The organism is Saccharopolyspora sp. NPDC003752 (assembly GCF_053605825.1).
On the sequence record NZ_JBSGJZ010000040.1, the window covers coordinates 34,170 to 50,558 of the forward strand.

Annotated in this window: 14 protein-coding genes and 2 pseudogenes; 11 read left to right on the top strand and 5 right to left on the bottom strand. The window is 69.7% G+C overall.

Translation table 11 applies throughout. The annotated features are described in order from the left end of the window. Positions 1–24 precede the first annotated feature (24 nt). Genes ACWEV3_RS35155 through ACWEV3_RS35170 form a run of 4 tightly spaced genes read left to right on the top strand, consistent with a single transcriptional unit; the run spans position 25 to position 4,774 of the window. On the top strand, positions 25–1,350 hold the full coding sequence (locus ACWEV3_RS35155; protein ID WP_452618031.1) for an MFS transporter: 1,326 nt from the start codon (positions 25–27) through the stop codon (positions 1,348–1,350). Beyond that, entirely contained in the window at positions 1,350–2,555 is a 1,206-nt protein-coding gene (locus tag ACWEV3_RS35160) for a CaiB/BaiF CoA transferase family protein (RefSeq protein ID WP_452618061.1), read from the top strand. The genes ACWEV3_RS35155 and ACWEV3_RS35160 overlap by 1 nt, the downstream gene beginning before the upstream one ends. Then, on the top strand, positions 2,552–3,739 hold the full coding sequence (locus tag ACWEV3_RS35165; protein ID WP_452618032.1) for an acyl-CoA dehydrogenase family protein: 1,188 nt from the start codon (positions 2,552–2,554) through the stop codon (positions 3,737–3,739). Before ACWEV3_RS35160 ends, ACWEV3_RS35165 begins: the two co-directional genes overlap by 4 nt. Positions 3,740–3,787: 48 nt before the next feature. Next, on the top strand, positions 3,788–4,774 hold the full coding sequence (locus ACWEV3_RS35170) for a LysR family transcriptional regulator (RefSeq protein WP_452618033.1): 987 nt from the start codon (positions 3,788–3,790) through the stop codon (positions 4,772–4,774). Here the strand turns inward: ACWEV3_RS35170 and ACWEV3_RS35175 are convergent. From ACWEV3_RS35175 to ACWEV3_RS35190, 4 genes are all read right to left on the bottom strand, one after another. Continuing rightward, positions 4,771–5,694 (bottom strand): MerR family transcriptional regulator, encoded by a 924-nt coding sequence (locus ACWEV3_RS35175; protein WP_452618034.1) that lies wholly within the window; start codon positions 5,692–5,694, stop codon positions 4,771–4,773. The two genes, ACWEV3_RS35170 and ACWEV3_RS35175, sit on opposite strands and share 4 nt — an antisense overlap. Before the next feature lie 123 nt (positions 5,695–5,817). After that, the gene (locus ACWEV3_RS35180) at positions 5,818–7,392 is read right to left on the bottom strand and encodes an MFS transporter (protein WP_452618035.1); all 1,575 of its coding nucleotides are present in this window, start codon (positions 7,390–7,392) and stop codon (positions 5,818–5,820) included. A gap of 102 nt (positions 7,393–7,494) precedes the next feature. Next, positions 7,495–8,067 (bottom strand): NADPH-dependent FMN reductase, encoded by a 573-nt coding sequence (locus tag ACWEV3_RS35185; RefSeq protein ID WP_452618036.1) that lies wholly within the window; start codon positions 8,065–8,067, stop codon positions 7,495–7,497. Beyond that, positions 8,064–8,963, bottom strand: a complete 900-nt coding sequence (locus ACWEV3_RS35190; RefSeq protein ID WP_452618037.1) for an EamA family transporter — start codon at positions 8,961–8,963, stop codon at positions 8,064–8,066. Before ACWEV3_RS35190 ends, ACWEV3_RS35185 begins: the two co-directional genes overlap by 4 nt. A 99-nt stretch (positions 8,964–9,062) precedes the next feature. Here ACWEV3_RS35190 and ACWEV3_RS35195 point away from each other — a divergent pair, with 99 nt between their 5' ends. The 6 genes and pseudogenes from ACWEV3_RS35195 (at position 9,063) to ACWEV3_RS35220 (ending at position 13,755) form a co-directional block, all read left to right on the top strand. After that, entirely contained in the window at positions 9,063–9,602 is a 540-nt protein-coding gene (locus tag ACWEV3_RS35195; RefSeq protein WP_452618038.1) for a MarR family winged helix-turn-helix transcriptional regulator, read from the top strand. A 507-nt stretch (positions 9,603–10,109) separates the two neighbouring features. Continuing rightward, the gene (locus ACWEV3_RS35200) at positions 10,110–11,747 is read left to right on the top strand and encodes an ABC-F family ATP-binding cassette domain-containing protein (protein WP_452618039.1); all 1,638 of its coding nucleotides are present in this window, start codon (positions 10,110–10,112) and stop codon (positions 11,745–11,747) included. Between the two features lie 312 nt (positions 11,748–12,059). After that, positions 12,060–12,203: pseudogene (locus ACWEV3_RS35205) on the top strand (IS481 family transposase); the annotation flags it as partial. 54 nt (positions 12,204–12,257) lie between these two features. Then, a pseudogene (locus tag ACWEV3_RS35210) lies at positions 12,258–12,361 on the top strand (IS481 family transposase); the annotation flags it as partial. A 72-nt stretch (positions 12,362–12,433) separates the two neighbouring features. Beyond that, positions 12,434–12,868 (top strand): VOC family protein, encoded by a 435-nt coding sequence (locus ACWEV3_RS35215; protein ID WP_452618040.1) that lies wholly within the window; start codon positions 12,434–12,436, stop codon positions 12,866–12,868. A gap of 170 nt (positions 12,869–13,038) precedes the next feature. After that, positions 13,039–13,755 carry a hypothetical protein gene (locus ACWEV3_RS35220; protein ID WP_452618041.1) on the top strand — a complete coding sequence of 239 codons (717 nt, stop codon included), beginning with the start codon at positions 13,039–13,041 and terminating at the stop codon, positions 13,753–13,755. A 363-nt stretch (positions 13,756–14,118) separates the two neighbouring features. Here ACWEV3_RS35220 and ACWEV3_RS35225 read toward each other — a convergent pair whose 3' ends face one another. Beyond that, a complete protein-coding gene (locus tag ACWEV3_RS35225) occupies positions 14,119–15,336 on the bottom strand; it encodes an IS110 family transposase (protein WP_452618042.1) in 1,218 nt (405 codons plus the stop codon). Between the two features lie 376 nt (positions 15,337–15,712). Here ACWEV3_RS35225 and ACWEV3_RS35230 point away from each other — a divergent pair, with 376 nt between their 5' ends. Continuing rightward, on the top strand, positions 15,713–16,246 hold the full coding sequence (locus ACWEV3_RS35230; RefSeq protein ID WP_235883588.1) for a MarR family winged helix-turn-helix transcriptional regulator: 534 nt from the start codon (positions 15,713–15,715) through the stop codon (positions 16,244–16,246). The last annotated feature ends 143 nt before the right edge of the window (positions 16,247–16,389 follow it).

The following is a 16,389-nucleotide window of genomic DNA, read 5'->3' on the forward strand; positions in this document are numbered from 1 at the left end:
GTCAAGGCCGTGACGGAGGGTCACATGGCATCAGCCGAAATCGGGACGCCGGTGGTGTCACCGGTGCTCCCACGCCCGGACCGCAAGGCCTGGGGCATCGTCATCCTGCTCTTCGCCTTCTTCACGCTGAACTTCGCGGACAAGGCGGCGGTGGGGTTGGCGGCGCAGCAGATCCGCCACGACCTCGGCCTGACCGCCGGCGACTTCGGCCTGGTCGGCAGCGCGTTCTTCTGGTTGTTCGCCGTCGGCGCGGTGGGGTTGTCCGCCGCCATGCGCTGGATCTCCGCGAAGTGGGCGGCGGCCATCCTGATGTTCACCTGGATCGCCAGCATGCTGCCGCTCGCGGTGCCCACGACGTTCGGGGTGCTGCTGGTGTCCCGGATCGTGCTGGGCTTCTTCGAGGGGCCGGCGCACGCCCTGTGCCAGAGCGTCGTCGCCGACCGGTTCCCGAAGGAGAAGCGCGCGTTCGCCGGGTCGATCGTGAACGCGGGGTCCTCGGTCGGCCCGCTGATCTCCGCGCCGGTGCTGACGTGGGTGATCGTCTCGTACTCCTGGCACGCCGCGTTCCTCGTGCTGATCGCGGTCGGCGTCGTCTGGCTGGTCGTCTGGCTGTGCTACGTCGAGCGGCAGCCGCTGCGGAAGCGCCCAGTGGCCGCGGCGGCGGAGGCAGACCCGAACGGGCACATCGACGTGCCGTTCCTCCGGCTGCTGCGGCTGCGCAGCTTCTGGGGGCTCAGCCTGCTCTCGTTCGCGGGTTACCTCATCACCTCGCTGAAGGTCTCGTGGCTGCCCGCGTTCCTCGGCGAAGGCCTCGGCTACGCGCCGACCACCGTCGGATGGCTGGTCACCGCGCCCTACGCCACGGCGGTCGTCGTCCTCGTCGCCAGCGGATACCTGTCCGGCCGGCTCCTCGCGCGGGGCTGGAGCTCCCGGGCCGCGCGCGGTCACCTCAGCGGCGTCCTGATCGTCTTCGCCGGGCTGAGCATGATCGCGTTCGCGCTGGTCGGGCCGGGGACGCTCCAGCTGGTGCTGGTGATCTGCACCTTCTCCATCAACAGCGTCGCGTTCTCGGTCGCCTTCGCGGGCGCCTCCGACTTCCTGCCGCAGCGCCAGCGGACCGCGTTCTTCGGGTGCGTGATCGGGTTCTACAGCATCGCGGGAATCGTCGCCCCCTACGCGCTGGGGCTCATCGTCCAAGCCGGACCGACGCCGTCCGAGGGCTACTCGAACGGGTTCCTCGTCGTCGGCATCGCCATCTGCGCGTGCGCCGTGATCGGCGCGCGGCTGCTGGACCCCGAGGCCGCCCGCCGGACCCTGGAGGCCGAGACCGCGATGAGGAAGGCTTCGTGATGGAGGCACCGCTGACCGGGATCCGGGTGGTGGACCTGGGCCAGTACATCGCCGCTCCCGGGGCCGGCCAGCAGCTGGCCGACTTGGGCGCCGAGGTGATCAAGGTGGAGAGCCCCAGCGGCGACCAGGCGCGATCCGTCGGCTCGTTCGGCCAAGCGATGCTGCACGCGAACAACCGCGGCAAGCGCAGCATCGCGATCGACCTGCGGCACCCCGAGGGGTTCCGAGTCCTCGACGAGCTGTGCGCGGGATCGGACGTGCTGCTGCACAACTTCCGGCACGGCTCGGCCGAACGCCTCGGCATCGGGCCGGAGCGGACGCGTTCGCGCCACCCGCACCTCGTCTACGGGTTCGTCACCGGGTTCGGAACCCGTGGCCCCTCGGCGGGGCGTGCGGGGCTGGACATCGCGGCCCAGGCCGAGTTCGGGATCATGCACACCACCGGCGACGCCGACGGCGAACCGCAGCGCGTCGGCTTCACCGTCGCCGACGTGCTGGCCGCGAACGCCTTGGCGGCCGGGGTGCTCGCCGCGCTGGTCCGGCGCGGCCGGACCGGCAACGGCGCGGTCGTCGAGACCTCGCTGATGGAAGCGGTGGTGGCGGCCCAGGCGACGCAGTGGACGGGCTACCGCCTCACCGGCGAGGCGCCCCGGCGGACGGGCAACGGCCAGCCCGCGGTGGCACCCGCCGCGGATCTCGTGCGGACCGTCGACGGCGCCGTCGTGGTCTCCGCCTACACCGCGACCAAGTGGGCCGCGCTGTGCTCGGCGATCGACAGGCCGGAGCTCACGACCGACCCGCGCTTCGCGGACAACGGGTCGAGGGTCGCGAACCGGTTGGCGCTGAAGGAAGTCCTGAGCTCCGCGCTCGGCCACCTCACCCGCGCCGAGGCGATCGCGCTGCTGGCCTCGCGGGGGATCGTGTGCGGCTCGGTGCGGTCGTTCGACGAGCTCGTGAAGGACGCCGACCTCGCCGCATCGGGCCTGGTCGTCGAGCTGGACGAGCTCGGGATCGACGCCCCGGCCGCGCCCTTCCGGGTCGACGGGGCGGCCCGCGGCCGGACGTCGGCCGCGCCCCGGCTGGGCGCCCACACCCGCGACGTGCTGCGCGAACTCGGGCGCAGCGAGGACGAGATCGACCGGCTGGCCGACGATGGCGTCGTCGCCCTGCCGGAGCAACCGCGACCAAGGATGGAGAAACGATGACCCGCGCCGCCGGCATGGCCGACTTCGACGCGTACTTGCGCACGATCGCCGCGTTCACCGACGACGAGCTGATCCCCGCCGAGGCCGAAATGGTCGCCGCGGGACAGGTTCCGGATGCGATCGTGCGCCGCATGGCCGAGCTCGGGCTGTTCGGCATCTCGATCCCGCCCGCCTACGGCGGGCTCGGCTGGACCATGGAGCAGCAGGTGCTGCTGACGCTCGAGTTCACCAGGGCGTCGTGCGTGTACCGGTCCCGCTTCTCGACCGTGATCGGGCTCTGCTCGCAGGCGATCCTCGACCACGGCACGGAGGAGCAGCGCCGCGAGATGCTGCCGGAGATGGCGGCCGGCCGGCGGGTGACCTCGTTCGCGCTGACCGAGCCGGAGGCCGGTTCCGACGCCACCAACGTGCAGACCGTCGCGCGGCGCACCGGCGACGGCTGGGTCCTGGACGGGTCGAAGCGCTACATCACCAACGCCCACTGGGCGGACGCGCTGCTCGTCTTCGCGCGCACCGACGGCGCCGAGGGCCCCGAGGTGTCCGCGTTCATCGTGGACCGGACCGCGCCCGGCGTGTCGACCCGGATCCCGGAGCACATGAACGGCCACGCCGAGGGCCCCGTCGCCGAGATCGACCTGAAGTCGGTGGTCGTCGCCGAGGACCGGCTGCTCGGCGGGGTGCCCGGCACCGGGCTCGCGGCCGCGATGCGCGGGATCAACCACGCCCGGCTCCACGTCGCCGCGACCTGCGTCGGCCAGGCGACCCGGATGCTGGAGGAGGCCACCCGCCACGTCAGCGAGCGGCACCAGTTCGGCGCCCCGCTCGCCGATCTCGGCGTCGTGCAGGCCGAACTGGGCCGGTGCTACTCGGAGATGGAGGCCGGGCGGGCCCTCGCCCTAGACGCCGCCCGCGCGTTCGACGCCGGAACCGTTCCCCGGCAGCGGATTTCGGCGGCGAAGCTGTACTGCTCGGAGATGGTCGGCAGGGTCGCCGACCGGTGCGTGCAGCTGCTCGGCGGGGAGGGCATCGTCGGGCCGCACCCGGTGCCCCGGATGTGGCGCGACGTCCGCACCCTGCGCATCTACGAGGGTGCCTCCGCGATCCACGAGCGGAACCTGGGCCGCGCGATGATCCGGTCGGTCGCGGCGGACGGGATGCTGCCGGACAGCTACCGCGTACGTTAGGGCTCGTCATCGGGAGCGCGCCGGCCCCGGACGATCGGAGGAGGGACGATGGAGCTGCGCCAGATCGAGTACTTCCTGGCCGTGGTCGAGCACGAGGGCCTGAACCGGGCCGCGCAGCGCCTCTACGTCTCCCAGCCGGCGCTCTCCCAGGCGATCCAGGCGCTCGAACGCGAGCTCGGCGTGGAGTTGTTCCAGCGCGTGGGACGGCGCAGCCTCGTCCTGACCCCGGCGGGAACGCTGCTGGTCCCGAAGGCGCGGGCGATCCTCGACGGCGTCGTGGCCGCCCGGGACGCGATGAGCCGGGCCCGGGATCTCAAGGCGGGCTCCGTTTCCATCGGCACGATGCCGGAGATGTCCAGTGACGCGGTCGCCTCCTGGATCACCTCGTTCCGGGCCCGGCATCCGGACGTGCGGCTGGACATCGCCGAGGCCGCCGGCGTCCGGGCGCTGTGCGGCGAGGTCGTCGCCGGCCGGTACGAGCTCGGGTTCACCACGCGGCCCGTCCCGACCGAGAGCCTGGACTTCGTCGAGCTCGGCGTGCAGCGGCTGCTGCTGGTGATGCCGCCGGGCTCGCCGGCACCGCCGACCGGGCGGCTGCCGCTCGACGCCCTCGGTGACCTGCCGCTGACGATCTGCTCGCTGGCGCAGCGCGAGAACGACCGGGTCGCGACGGCGCTGCGGGATGTGGGGGTGGAGCCGCGGCTGATCGCGAGCATGCCCAATCGCCACGCGCAGCTCACGCTCGTCCTCGGCGGCGGCGTGCACGCCTTCCTCCCGCTGCGGATGGCCGTTCAGGCGCGGCGGCTCGGTGCCGTCGTGATCGAAACCGATCCGCTGGTGTCGGTGCCCTTCGGCGTGGTCCACCGGCGTGCCGCGCTGAGCCCGGCGGCGGCGGAGGTGGTCAGCCAGTGCAAGGCCACCCTCGACACCTGGTACGCCGCCATCGCCGGCCTCCAGACCGAAGGGGCGAGCCTGATCGACGCGGCCGACGCCGCCTACGACGACGTGCACCGCCCGATGAATCCGGGCGGCTAGGCCGTGTTTCGGGTAGCGGGTGGGTCTTGGGCGGATAGTTCTTCGGCCAGTTCCATGCAGCGCAGGCGGGCTGGGGAGAAGTCGTAGGGCATCTTGCCGGTGGCTTCGAACACGCTCATGGGGTCAGCCTCCCGCCTGCCGGAGCTGAGGTCGGCCTCGTCCTCGCCGTCATCGGCGGTAGCAGGGTGCAAAGTGTCCCAGGCGTCGCAGAGGGCATCGTCGTCCTTACCCAGGCCGGACTCCTCGATGACGGCCTGCAGGGCGCTTTCGAAGGCGTGCCGCTCGGCGGCCACTTGAGCCACCCGTGGATCATCGACGGCGACACTGTCGTCGAGTGCCTCCTCGGCGTCATCGATGCGGTCGGAATCCTCCCGCAGAGCGGGATGCGTGGCCAGGACGACGAAGCGGGTGGCCTGGACGGCCGCGCCGAGCGGGCCGAAGATCCGCTCAGTGACCAGCAGACTGTCCAGGTCCGCCTGACGCAGGGAGCCCTCGGGCAGGCTCTTGAGGCGTTCGGTGACGAAGTCGGAGAGCAGGCCCAGCCGGCTGCCTTCGGTGCGCATCCGCTGCACGGCGGTCCGTTGCCGCCGCAATTCCGCCTCCTGCTCGGCGAGGGTTTCCTCCAACCGCTCCAGGATGCCCTCGATACCTTCTCCGCCGTCCGCACCGGCGGAAGCCGTGCCGGTGGTAAAGGCGTCACGGATGTCGTTCAGGGCGATCCCGGCGTCGGCCATCTTTCGAATCCACAGCAAGCGGATCATGTCCTCGTACCCGTAGCGGCGGCGGTCATCGCCGCCCCGCTCAGGCTCGGGGAGCAGGCCGATCTCGTGGTAATGGCGAATCGCCCGTGGCGTGCTGCCGGCGAAGGCCGCCGCGTCACCGATCTTGACCTGGCGGGGTGGCATGAAAGACGAATGCATGAGCAGGGACCTTTCCTCAAGGGATCGGGGCGTAAGTCCACCGGACCACATGCCGCTGCGGAAGGTGCAACCCCATGCGCACCGCTCCGCGCCAATGCCAGGAAATGCGGTCATCGTCGCCTATCAGGCGGTCGGGAGGGAGTCCTCGGCTGCCCTTTCCCGCGGTGCATCGTTGCCGGACGGGACGGCTCCGCGGCGGTTGCGCAGCATGGTGATCGCGATGATCGCGCTGATGGCGGTGAGGGCGGCGCAGGCGAGGCCGATCGTGTTGAGCCCGCTGGTGTACGCCTCCTTGGCAGCGGTCATCAAGTCCTCGGCGGCCTTGGCGGGCAGTTCCCGGGCGGCGGTGATGGCGTCCTCCATGCTTGTCCTGGCGGTGCCGGCCGGGATTCCGGCGGGAGGCGCGATCGATTCGCGGTAGACGGCGGCGCCGAGGCTGCCGAGCGTGGCGACGCCGAGCGCGTTGCCCAGGTCGCCGCTGATGGAGGAGAGGCCCGCCGCGGAGCCGCCCCGCTCGGGCAGGACGGACCCGACGACCAGGTTGGTGCCGAGCGAGCCGAAGGTGCCGACGCCGATGAAGATGATCACGAATCCGGTCATCAGCAGCGGCATCCCGCCGACCGGGTCGACGAAGACGAGCATCAGGTAGCCGGCCGTGCCGATGAGCAGGGCCACCCCGATCACGGTGCCGAGCTGGAAGTGCTTGGCGAAGATCGGCGCCACCTGCGCGGCGATGATCGAGGCGATGGCCGCGGGCAGCATCCACAGACCCGCCGCCATCGGCGAGAGTCCCTCGACCATCTGGAGGAACCCGGTGATGAAGAGGTAGCCGCCTCCGGTGCCGAGCATCGAGACCATCAGGATCAGCAGCGCGGCGGTGAACGCGCCGACCCTGAAGAGCTTCAGGTCGAGCAGCGGGTGGGCGAGCTTGCCCTGCCGCGACACGAAAGCCGCGCCGACGGCCAGGCCGACGACGATCGCGGCGACCGGCACCGCCGCGAAGCCGTAGCGCGCGAGCTCCTTCAGCCCGTAGATGATCGACAGGATCGACACCAGCGACAGCAGCACGCTCAGCAGGTCGATCCGGCCGGCATCGGGGTCCTCGTACTCCGGCAGCACGAGCGGGGCGGCGATCAGCAGCACCACCATGACGGGCACGCCGAGCAGGAACACCGAGCCCCACCAGAAGAACTCCAGCAGTGCGCCGCCGATGACCGGGCCGAGCGCCGTGCCTCCCATGAAGCAGCCGGCCCACACCGCGATGGCGCGACCGCGCTGGTGCGGGTCGTGGAACATGTTGCTGATGAGGGCGAGGGTGGACGGCATCAGCGTCGCGGCGGCGATGCCGAGCAGGGCGCGGGTGATGATCAGGGCCTCCGCGCTGGTGGAGAAGGCGGCGGCCACCGAGGTGATGCCGACGGCGACGGCGCCGATCATCAGCAGCTTGCGACGGCCGATCCGGTCGCCGAGGGTGCCCATGGTGATGAGGAAGCCGGCTATCAGGAAGCCGTAGATGTCCATGATCCACAGCGTCTGCGTGCCGGTGGGCTGCAGCCCTTCGGCGAGGTGGGGAAGTGCCAGGTACAGCACGCTCTGGTCGAGGGAGATCAGCAGGGTGGGCAGGGCGAGCACGGCGAGCCCCAGCCACTCCCGGGGCCCGGCCTTCCGGACAGGGCCCTCGGGGGCGTTCGACGGCATGGTTTTTCCCAACTCGTAGCTTGAACCGGTGTCGTGGCGTGCGCGCGAACGAGGTGGCGTCCCGGCCGGGATCGATCGGGACGCCATGACCTCGACTTGACTTCAGGTCAAATCGCGTCGCCGGATTCGCCCGGCCAGTTCTGCCAGGAGGTCGACCAGGAGGTTCCGGGTGAATTCGTCGGTCAGGATCCCGTTTTCGTCGAACCGCTCGTGGGCGCGGAAGACGAGAACCTCCGGTTTGGCGAGCACATCGGCGCCGACGCTCCCGAGGATCTGGCGCAGGGCCAGCTGGGCGCGCACGGTTCCCAGCGCACCAGGAGAGGCGCCGACCACGGCGACCGGCTTGCCGGCCATGCCCGCTCCGTCGGGCATGCGGCTCATCCAGTCGATCGCGTTCTTCAGCGCGGCAGGGATCGACGCGTTGTGCTCCGGGGTCGCGATCAGCAGCCCGTCGGCCTGCGAGACGTACTGGTGCAGGTCGTGCACCGCGGCCGGCAGCGGGCCTCGTTCCAGGTCCTGGTCGTACAGCGGCAGATCGCCGAGGCCGTAGATCTGAATGGACATCGGGCCGGGGTTGAACTTGTCGGCCGCGCGCAGCAGCGCGGTGTTGTAGGAGTCGGCGCGCAGGCTCCCGGAGAGAGCGAGAACGCGGTATTCCTTTGCCGGTGCGGTCATTTCGAGCTCCTGTTCATCGATTGGCCCACGACGAGCGCGACGAGGGCGATGGTGAATCCGGTGATCTGCCCGGGGGTGAGGGTCTGGCCGAGGAAGACGAATCCGGCCAGCGTGGCGACGAGCGGGTTCGCGGTCGACAGCAGCGATGTCGAGGTGGGCGCGAGGCGTTGCACGCCGCGGAACCACAGCGTGTAGGCGAGCGCGGTTCCGATGAGCCCGACGTAGGCGAAGCCGAGCAGGTTCGCGGCGGTGAACGTCGCCGGCAGCCCTTCGGTCGCGAGCGTCAACGGCGTGAGCGCCAGCCCGCCGATGGTGAGTTGCCAGCCGGTCATGGTCAGCGCCGGAACCGGTGAACCCCACTTCTTGCCGAGCACGATCGCCAAGCCCATCAGCGAGGTCGCCGCGAGCATGGCGGCAATGCCGACCGGGTCCGGCATGGTCGCAGCCGCAGTGGTCATCAGTGCGACACCGGCCGCGACCGCGACGCACGCGAGCAGCACTGCGCGCGGAGTGCGGATCTTCAGCAGCGGGACCGCCAGCGCCGCGACGATGAGCGGCTGCAGCGCTCCGAAGGTGGCGGCGAGCCCGCCGGGCAGCCGGTAGACGGCCACGAACAGCAGCGGGAAGAACGCGCCGACGTTGAGCATCCCGAGCGCGGTCGTCTTCCACCACCACGCCCCCTGCGGCAGCGTCCGGGTAAAGGCCAGGATGAGCAGACCCGCGGGCAGTGCACGCGCGGCGGCGGCCAGCAATGGCCGATCCGGCGGCAGCAGCAGAGTGGTTGCGACGTAGACGGTTCCGAAGCTCACGGGCGCAATCGCGGTGAGCAGCGCGTCGCGCAGCGGCGTCGGTTCGCGGATGCGCGCCCCCGGCGCCAGGTCTGCGACGGCGACCATGTCACTGCCTCCTCCATCGGGTAATCTCGACGTCGAGATAAAATCAGGAGGACAATCTCGATGTCAAGTCTCTCGACATCGAGTTATCAAGGAGTGGATGTGGCCGACACCGTCGACATGATCATGGATCTCTGGCGCGAGGAAGCGCCGGAGCTGGCAGAGGACCTGTGGCCGGTGGCGATCGTGGGGCGAGTGCAACGACTCGCCCGCATCCTCGACCGCGCTTTGAAGGACTTCTACGCCGAGCACGGTCTCGAGGTGTGGGAGTTCGACGTCCTCACCACCCTGCGCCGGTCCGGTCCGCCCTACGAACTGACCCCCGGAGCACTGCTCGAGGCGGCGATGATCACCTCGAGCACGGTCACCAACCGCATTGACCGCATGGAGGCGAAGGACCTCGTCGAACGCGTCCGGGACCCCGACGACCGCCGCTCGGTGCGCGTTCGCCTGACCGCACACGGAATCGAGGTCGTCGACCGCGTCTTCCGGCTCCACCTGGCCAACGAGGCACGGCTGCTCCCGGACTACGAACCCGCCGACTACCAACAACTCACCGGCGAGCTCCGCCGCCTGCTCGAGCACTTCGGAGACCGGCTCGACCGGGGCCGGGCCACCGGCAAACCGGCCGAAAGCGCCTGAGTCCCGTCTCCGGCGAACCTCGGGGCTGCCCGATGAAAACGTCCCTTCTGGACGGTGGGCTCGCCCGGAAGGGGTGCTGTCGACGAGGAAGCAGGACACGACAGCGGTGCCGGACGCCAATCGAGGCGCCGCGGGGAGGGCCTGTCGTCCCGGCGGGTCCCCCCGTGGGTTCGATCTCGTCGATCGCGAGCCGGGCCTCGCTGCTCGTGCCGATGAAAGAAGTTTGTTTTCTCCTTGACTTTCTTCCCGAGGTGTCCTTAAAGTAGCCGAGCTTCTGCTGCCGTCGATTGGAGAGGAACGTTGCTCATCTGAGGTCCTGAGACGCCGTGCGTCGCGCTCGTTCCCGAAGCGCCGACCCGGTCGCGACCTCTGCGATGTGAGCCGTTCCTCCGCCTCCGCCCCGGACAACGGGCCGTGAGTCGGCGTTTCCCGCTTCGCCTGCTGTCGCTCGCGGCGTCTCGAACGCGTTGCAACCACACCGCTACTTCGAGCAACTGCGAGGCCCTCATGTCCACTTCCACGCACCTGCCCGGCATCGCCGCCATCACCTGCACCGAGCTCGGCTACTCCTGGCCGGACGGCAGCCAGGTCTTCGACGGGCTGCAGGCTGCGTTCGGACCCGGCCGCACCGGCCTCATCGGGCTCAACGGGTCGGGCAAGTCCACCCTGCTGAAGCTGGTGGCGGGCGAGCTCGCGCCGACCGCCGGCGCGGTCCGGGTGTCCGGCGATGTCGGCTACCTGCCGCAGAACGTCGCGCTGGACACCAGGATGCGCGTCGACGAGGCCCTCGGCATAGCCGGGATCCGCGCCGCGCTCAACGCCATCGACGCCGGTGATGTGCGCGAGGAGCACTTCGCCACGATCGGCGACGACTGGGACGTCGAGGAGCGCGCGGCGGCCATGCTCGCCGGTCTCGGGCTGGGCCACATCGGTCTCGACCGCACCATCGGCGAGGTCTCCGGCGGCGAGTCGGTGCTGCTGCGGCTGGCCGCGCTGCTGCTGACGCGGCCGGACGTCCTGCTGCTCGACGAGCCGACCAACAACCTCGACCTGCATGCCAGGCGACGGCTGTACGAGGCGGTCGGGAACTGGTCGGGCGTGCTGGTCGTGGTCAGCCACGACCGCGAACTGCTGCAGCGGGTGGACCAGATCGCCGACCTCCGGGACGGCGAGATCGGTTGGTACGGCGGCAACCTCGCCGCCTACGAGGAGACGCTCGCCGTCGAGCAGGAGGCGGCGCAGCGGATGGTCCGCGTCGCCGAGACCGATCTGCGGAGGCAGAAGCGCGAACTCGCCGACGCGCACATCAAGCTGGCCCGCCGGAAGCGGTACGGCCAGAAGATGTGGGACACCAAGCGCGAGCCGAAGGTCGTGATGAGCGAGCGCAAGCGGCAGGCCCAGGTCTCCGCCGGCAAGCACCGCATCATGCACGAGGAGAAGCTCGCCGAGGCGAAGGAGCGGCTAGACGAGGCGGTGGAGGCGGTGCGCGACGACGACGAGATCCGGGTCGATCTGCCGCACACGGCGGTGCCGCTCGGCCGAACCGTCCTGACCCTGCGCGACTTGCGCCTGCGCTACGGGGCGCGGGTGCGGGGCGAGTTCGAACTGCGCGGGCCCGAACGGGTCGCGCTGTTGGGCCGGAACGGCTCGGGCAAGACGACGCTGCTGCGCACCATCGCCGGGAATCTGGATTCGCTGGAGGGGGAGGCCACCGCGCACGTACCGCTGCGCTTCCTGCCCCAGCGGCTCGACGTCCTGCAGGAGGAGCTGAGCGTCGCCGAGAACGTGGCGCGATTCGCGCCGGGTTCGACCAACAACGAGATCCGGGCCCGCCTGGCCCGCTTCCTCTTCAAGGGGGCGCGGGCCGACCAGCAGGCGGCGACGCTGTCCGGCGGTGAGCGATTCCGCGCGGCGCTAGCCGCGCTCATGCTCGCGGAACCGGCGCCGCAGCTGCTCATGCTGGACGAACCGACGAACAACCTCGACATGGCCAGCGCACGTCAGCTGGTCGCGGCGTTGAGGTCGTACGAAGGGGCGCTGATCGTGGCGAGCCACGACATGCCGTTCCTCGAATCGATCGGCATCACCCGGTGGGTCCTGCTCGACGAGGAGCTCCGCACGATCCGGGAACCGGCCACGGCCTGATCGCGTCGTAGCCGGACCGTCCCTCGTGGACGAAAGGAGGGGTGGTGGGTCCGCCGGGACCTGCCGCCCCTCCGCGCCGCCCGGCCCTAGTGCTCGACGACCTGGCGCACCTCGACGACGTACGGGCCTGCCAGGTATCCGCCCGCGCGGTGCTCGATTCCGTCGGCCGCGGCGTCGTCCCGGACGGTCGCTGTGCGGGCGAAAAACCCGAACGCGCGGGAGATCGCTTCGGCAGGCCACAGTGGATTGATCGCGGTGCACCACCGTGCAGCTGCTGTGAGTTCACCCGAGGAGGAGGGGGAATCCGATGCCGGGACGTCGGTTCGCCGGTGGTGCTCAGGAGAACGCGCCGCACCAGGCGAGCTGGTGCACGTCGACATCAAGAAGCTGGGCAACATCCCCGACGACGGCGGCCACCGAGCCGTTGGCAGCCAAGCCGGCCAACGGCATCGCACCCGCACGCCCTGCAAACGACTGGACCGCAACGGCAACAGTCATGCCCGCAACGCATACCCCACCTGGATTCACACCTACAACCACCACCGCGGCCACACCGCACTCGGCGGCCTACCACCCGCCAGCCGCGTCCCAACCTCTCAAGTCAGTACACCTAGGGTGTGTCATCGACCCGCGCGGCGATGACATCCGGGGTCTCGGCGCACAGCACGCGCCACTATGGTGGACCGATGACGTCGATCAAGAAGTTCCAAGTCACCTTCGACTGCGCAGAACCCGAGCGCGTCGCTCGTTTCTGGTGCGATGTGCTGGGGTACGTCGTGCCGCCGCCACCGGAGGGGTTCGCCACTTGGGACGATTACGATCGCACGCTGCCGCCGGAGCGTCAGGGTTCGTCGTTCGTCTGCCTCGATCCCTCAGGTGAGGGCCCGAGACTGTACTTCCAGCGCGTTCCCGAAAGCAAGGTCGTCAAGAATCGGGTGCACCTCTGCGTGCGGGCCGGCACCGGGCTCGTGGGTGAAGAACGCCTCGCCACGCTCGAGGCCGAGTGCGCACGACTGGTCGCGCTCGGCGCGGTACGCGTGCAGCTGCTGCTTGCCGATGGTGAGAACGAGTCGTGCATCGTGATGCAGGACATCGAGGGCAACGAGTTCTGCCTCGATTGAGGGGTGTCTTCGTTCTGTCCCCGTGGGGCAGAACGAAGAACTGCTCTGGGCGCACGTCGTCGACGGTTGGGAAGTGCCGTGCGTGGAACCATCCGGTCCTGCGCCACGTCGCAGCAGTTGATCATCGGAATCGGAGTCCGGTGTGACACGCCACCAAGCCGGAGGAACCGATGACGAGCAAGCTGACCGCGTACGAGACGACGTGGCTCGGTGTGCTGGAAGAATTGCGCAGTTGCCCGGGGATCAGGCGGGAAAGCGCCGATCAGGGGCAGCTGGCCGACGCGGACGCCGACCGGGCGTTCGGTGAACTCGCCGACCGGGACGGCATCGTGCTGGACCCGTCGCTGAAGCCCTACCACCTGCGGTTCTCCGGCCTTGCGGCGGTGTGGGACGTGCCCGATCCCAACCCCGACTACGACGAGGACTGCCTCATCGCCGGGGAGTTCCACCTGGACAACATCCACCGGGCGGTCCAGTCGGGTCCGCTGGTGGAGCGCTTGTACGACCCCACGCCCGAGGAGCTGCAGCTGTACTCCGGGTTCCGCTGCTTCGACGGAACCCCGCATGCCGGAGCCGGGCACCTGTCGATGCTGCGGATCCAGCCGGGCGTGGCCAATCCCGAGCTGTGGTTCGACGCGACGACCAAGGGCTACCACCGGATGGACCTCGACTTCCCCGGCTACCTCGAGGCGTTGCGCATCACGAAGGGCACCTACGGGTGGCAGTTCCTGTTCACCGACGTCTCGCTGGACGACGACGGTGAGCACGAGGTCTCCGGGCAGTTCGCGGAGATCATGCTGGAGGTCTTCCCGACGTTGTTCCCCGATCACGACTACGCGCCGCTGCGCGCCCGGCTGGCCGAACGCCGCAGCGGCTTCCAGGCCTGATCGTCGGCCTCCACGCGCACGGTCCAATCGATCTCGCCCTCGGCGTTCGCCTGCGCGAGCGGGGGCGTCGCGGTCTCAATCCTGTCCGGGTGCTTCTTCCGAGTTCGGTGGACCTCAGAGGATGGACGACTGCCCCGACACGACTGCCCCGACACGACTGCCCCGACACGGCCGCCCCGACACGCCGGAGGATGTGGACAACCCCGGGTACCTGTGGACAACTTCCGCAATTTCAATGGAAATCAGAGGTCCGATTTCCATTGAAATTGCGGAACCCCGGTGCAGGGGTGAGGACGGGCGCATCGTGGCTGAGGGGCCAGGGGGATCGGGGCTGGGGGCCCGGGGGGTGTTCCTATGGTTTTGTCAAGCGGCGGCTGGAGGTGCCTCGGGCTGGGTTGTGGGGCGGGCTGGCTGGTAGAGGGTCTTGTTGCGGAGCATGGCGAACAGGACGTCGCAACGTCGTCGTGCGAGGCAGATCAGGGCGGCGTTGTGCTTTTTGCCCTCGGCCCTCTTGCGGTCGTAGTAGGCGCGGCTGACCGGGTCGGACAAGGCGGCGAACGCGGCGAGGAAGAACGCGCGTTTGAGCTTGCGGTTGCCGGTGTGGGCGGGGTGCTCACCTCGGATGCTGCTGCCGGATCGGTGGGTCACCGGTGCGATGCCGGCATAGGCGGCCAGGTGCGCGGAGCTGGCGAACGCGGAGGCGTCGCCGATCTCCAGCAGGATGCGAGCGGCAGTCCTGACCCCGATGCCGGGCATGGAGGTCAGGACCTCGGCAAGAGGGTGCGCATCAAGGATCCCCTCGGCCTCGGCGGCGAGTGCTTTCCGTTGTTCCAGTACGGTTTTCAGGCTCTCGGCCAGTCGTGGCAGCACCATGTCGGCTGCGGTGGCGCCGGGAACCACCACGGTCTGCTCGGACAAGGCGGCGAGGATGTCGTCGACGAGTCGCTGGCCCATGCGGGGCGCGTGTGCGGTGGCGATCGAGGTCAGTTTGCGGCGGCTGGTGTTGCCCAGGCCGATCGGCCCGCCGCAGCGGGCCAGGAGTTCCAGCACCGCGGCATGGGTGACGCGAGGTCCCAGGGCGCGTTCGAGGGCCGGGTGGATACCGGTGAGCAGGCCACGGATGCGGTTGCTGATCCGGGTGGCCTCGGCGGCCAGGTCGTCATCGAAGCCGATCAGCACGCCGAGTTCGGCCAAAGCGTCGTCACCGACGTCGACCTGCCGCAGCGTGTGGGGCAGGGTGCGTGCGGCGTCGGCGATCACGAAGGCGTCGCGGGCGTCGGTTTTGGCGTTGCCCGGGTAGAGGTCGGCGATGCGGCGCATGGCCAGGCCGGGCAGGTAGGCGACCTGGTGCCCGCAAGCGTGAGCGACCGCCACCGGCAGAGCACCGATCGTTGCCGGTTGATCCACTACGGCCAGCAGTGGCCCGTGGGCGGCGAGTTTGTCGAACAGTGCCCGCAGCTTCGGTTCGCTGTTGGGCAGCGGCCCGTCGTGCAGCCGTTTGCCGGACGGGTCCAGGCCCACGGCATGGTGTTCACCTTTGCCCACGTCCAGACCGAGGAACACGCCGTACGTGCTGGTCATCGACCATGTCCTTCGTATCGAGGTTGCTGGTCACCAGTCAGGCATCGACGGCCGGCAGCCACGTTACGACGAGACCTACCCGAGGGTGGCCGTGTCCCTATTAGCGGTCCACCGATGCCACCAGGCCCGGTGACACCACCCCCCGGATCATCCGCTCGACTGGGGGAGCTAGTCATGCCGGACCTGGCGACCAGGGCTCCAAGATCAGAGCCACGAAAAAGGTAACGGGGGGGATCATGAGCGTCGTGTCGGTCGGGTTCGGTTCTGGTGGCACTGTTGTGCCGAACTGCGGTTCTGGTTGGCGCCGGGCGGGAAATTCTCTTAGCTCTGTTATTCTTAGTTCGTCTTGTTCTCGAGTTTCGGGTGGTGGGCGAAGGTGGTCCGACGCAACCGGTCCCGGCCGGACGCGGTCGACTTCATGCTGGCGGAGTGGCGCCGCGAGGTCCCGGACGTTGACGCATCCGGCATGGCCGTTTTCGGCCGCCTGCACCGCGCCTACCACCGCTACCAGGACCAGCTGAACCGGATCTTCCAGTCCTTCGACCTGACCATGGCCGGGTTCAGCATCCTCGCGTCGCTGCGCCGGGCGGGCAGCCCGTACCGGCGCACCGCGGGCGAGCTCGCCGACGCCGCGTTGGTGACCACGGGCGGCATCACCCAGCGCGTCGACAAGCTCGAGGCCGCCGGCCTGGTGCGGCGGGAGCGCGACGCCGACGACCGGCGCACCGTTCACGTGCAGCTGACCGAGGAAGGCCTCGCCTTCACCGACAGGGTCAGCGAGGCCCACTTCGCCAACGAACGCGAGATGCTCAGCGGCCTGTCCGCCACGGAGCAGGAACGCCTCGCGGACCTGCTCAGCAGGCTCGAAGGCTCCCTCGACCACGCGGTGGCCAGGCGCGCCGGCGAGTGATCTTCCGGCAAGAGCCGGGAGATCCCTCTCCGGCGCGCCTGTCGACCTCCGAACCCGGAGCCCGAGGTCTCTGCAGTTTCAATTGAAACTGTCGACCTCTGAACCTCCTGGGGTGCGAGGTTTCCGCGGTTTCAATTGAAACT

Excerpts from the sequence above, each read along its gene's own strand:
- ACWEV3_RS35175 (WP_452618034.1), bottom strand. The coding sequence starts at position 5,694 with ATGCATTCGTCTTTCATGCCACCCCGCCAGGTCAAGATCGGTGACGCG.
- ACWEV3_RS35200 (WP_452618039.1), top strand. The coding sequence starts at position 10,110 with ATGTCCACTTCCACGCACCTGCCCGGCATCGCCGCCATCACCTGCACC.
- ACWEV3_RS35165 (WP_452618032.1), top strand. The coding sequence starts at position 2,552 with ATGACCCGCGCCGCCGGCATGGCCGACTTCGACGCGTACTTGCGCACG.
- ACWEV3_RS35155 (WP_452618031.1), top strand. The coding sequence starts at position 25 with ATGGCATCAGCCGAAATCGGGACGCCGGTGGTGTCACCGGTGCTCCCA.
- ACWEV3_RS35225 (WP_452618042.1), bottom strand. The coding sequence starts at position 15,336 with ATGACCAGCACGTACGGCGTGTTCCTCGGTCTGGACGTGGGCAAAGGT.
- ACWEV3_RS35185 (WP_452618036.1), bottom strand. The coding sequence starts at position 8,067 with ATGACCGCACCGGCAAAGGAATACCGCGTTCTCGCTCTCTCCGGGAGC.
- ACWEV3_RS35215 (WP_452618040.1), top strand. The coding sequence starts at position 12,434 with ATGACGTCGATCAAGAAGTTCCAAGTCACCTTCGACTGCGCAGAACCC.
- ACWEV3_RS35190 (WP_452618037.1), bottom strand. The coding sequence starts at position 8,963 with ATGGTCGCCGTCGCAGACCTGGCGCCGGGGGCGCGCATCCGCGAACCG.
- ACWEV3_RS35160 (WP_452618061.1), top strand. The coding sequence starts at position 1,350 with ATGGAGGCACCGCTGACCGGGATCCGGGTGGTGGACCTGGGCCAGTAC.
- ACWEV3_RS35170 (WP_452618033.1), top strand. The coding sequence starts at position 3,788 with ATGGAGCTGCGCCAGATCGAGTACTTCCTGGCCGTGGTCGAGCACGAG.
- ACWEV3_RS35220 (WP_452618041.1), top strand. The coding sequence starts at position 13,039 with ATGACGAGCAAGCTGACCGCGTACGAGACGACGTGGCTCGGTGTGCTG.
- ACWEV3_RS35180 (WP_452618035.1), bottom strand. The coding sequence starts at position 7,392 with ATGCCGTCGAACGCCCCCGAGGGCCCTGTCCGGAAGGCCGGGCCCCGG.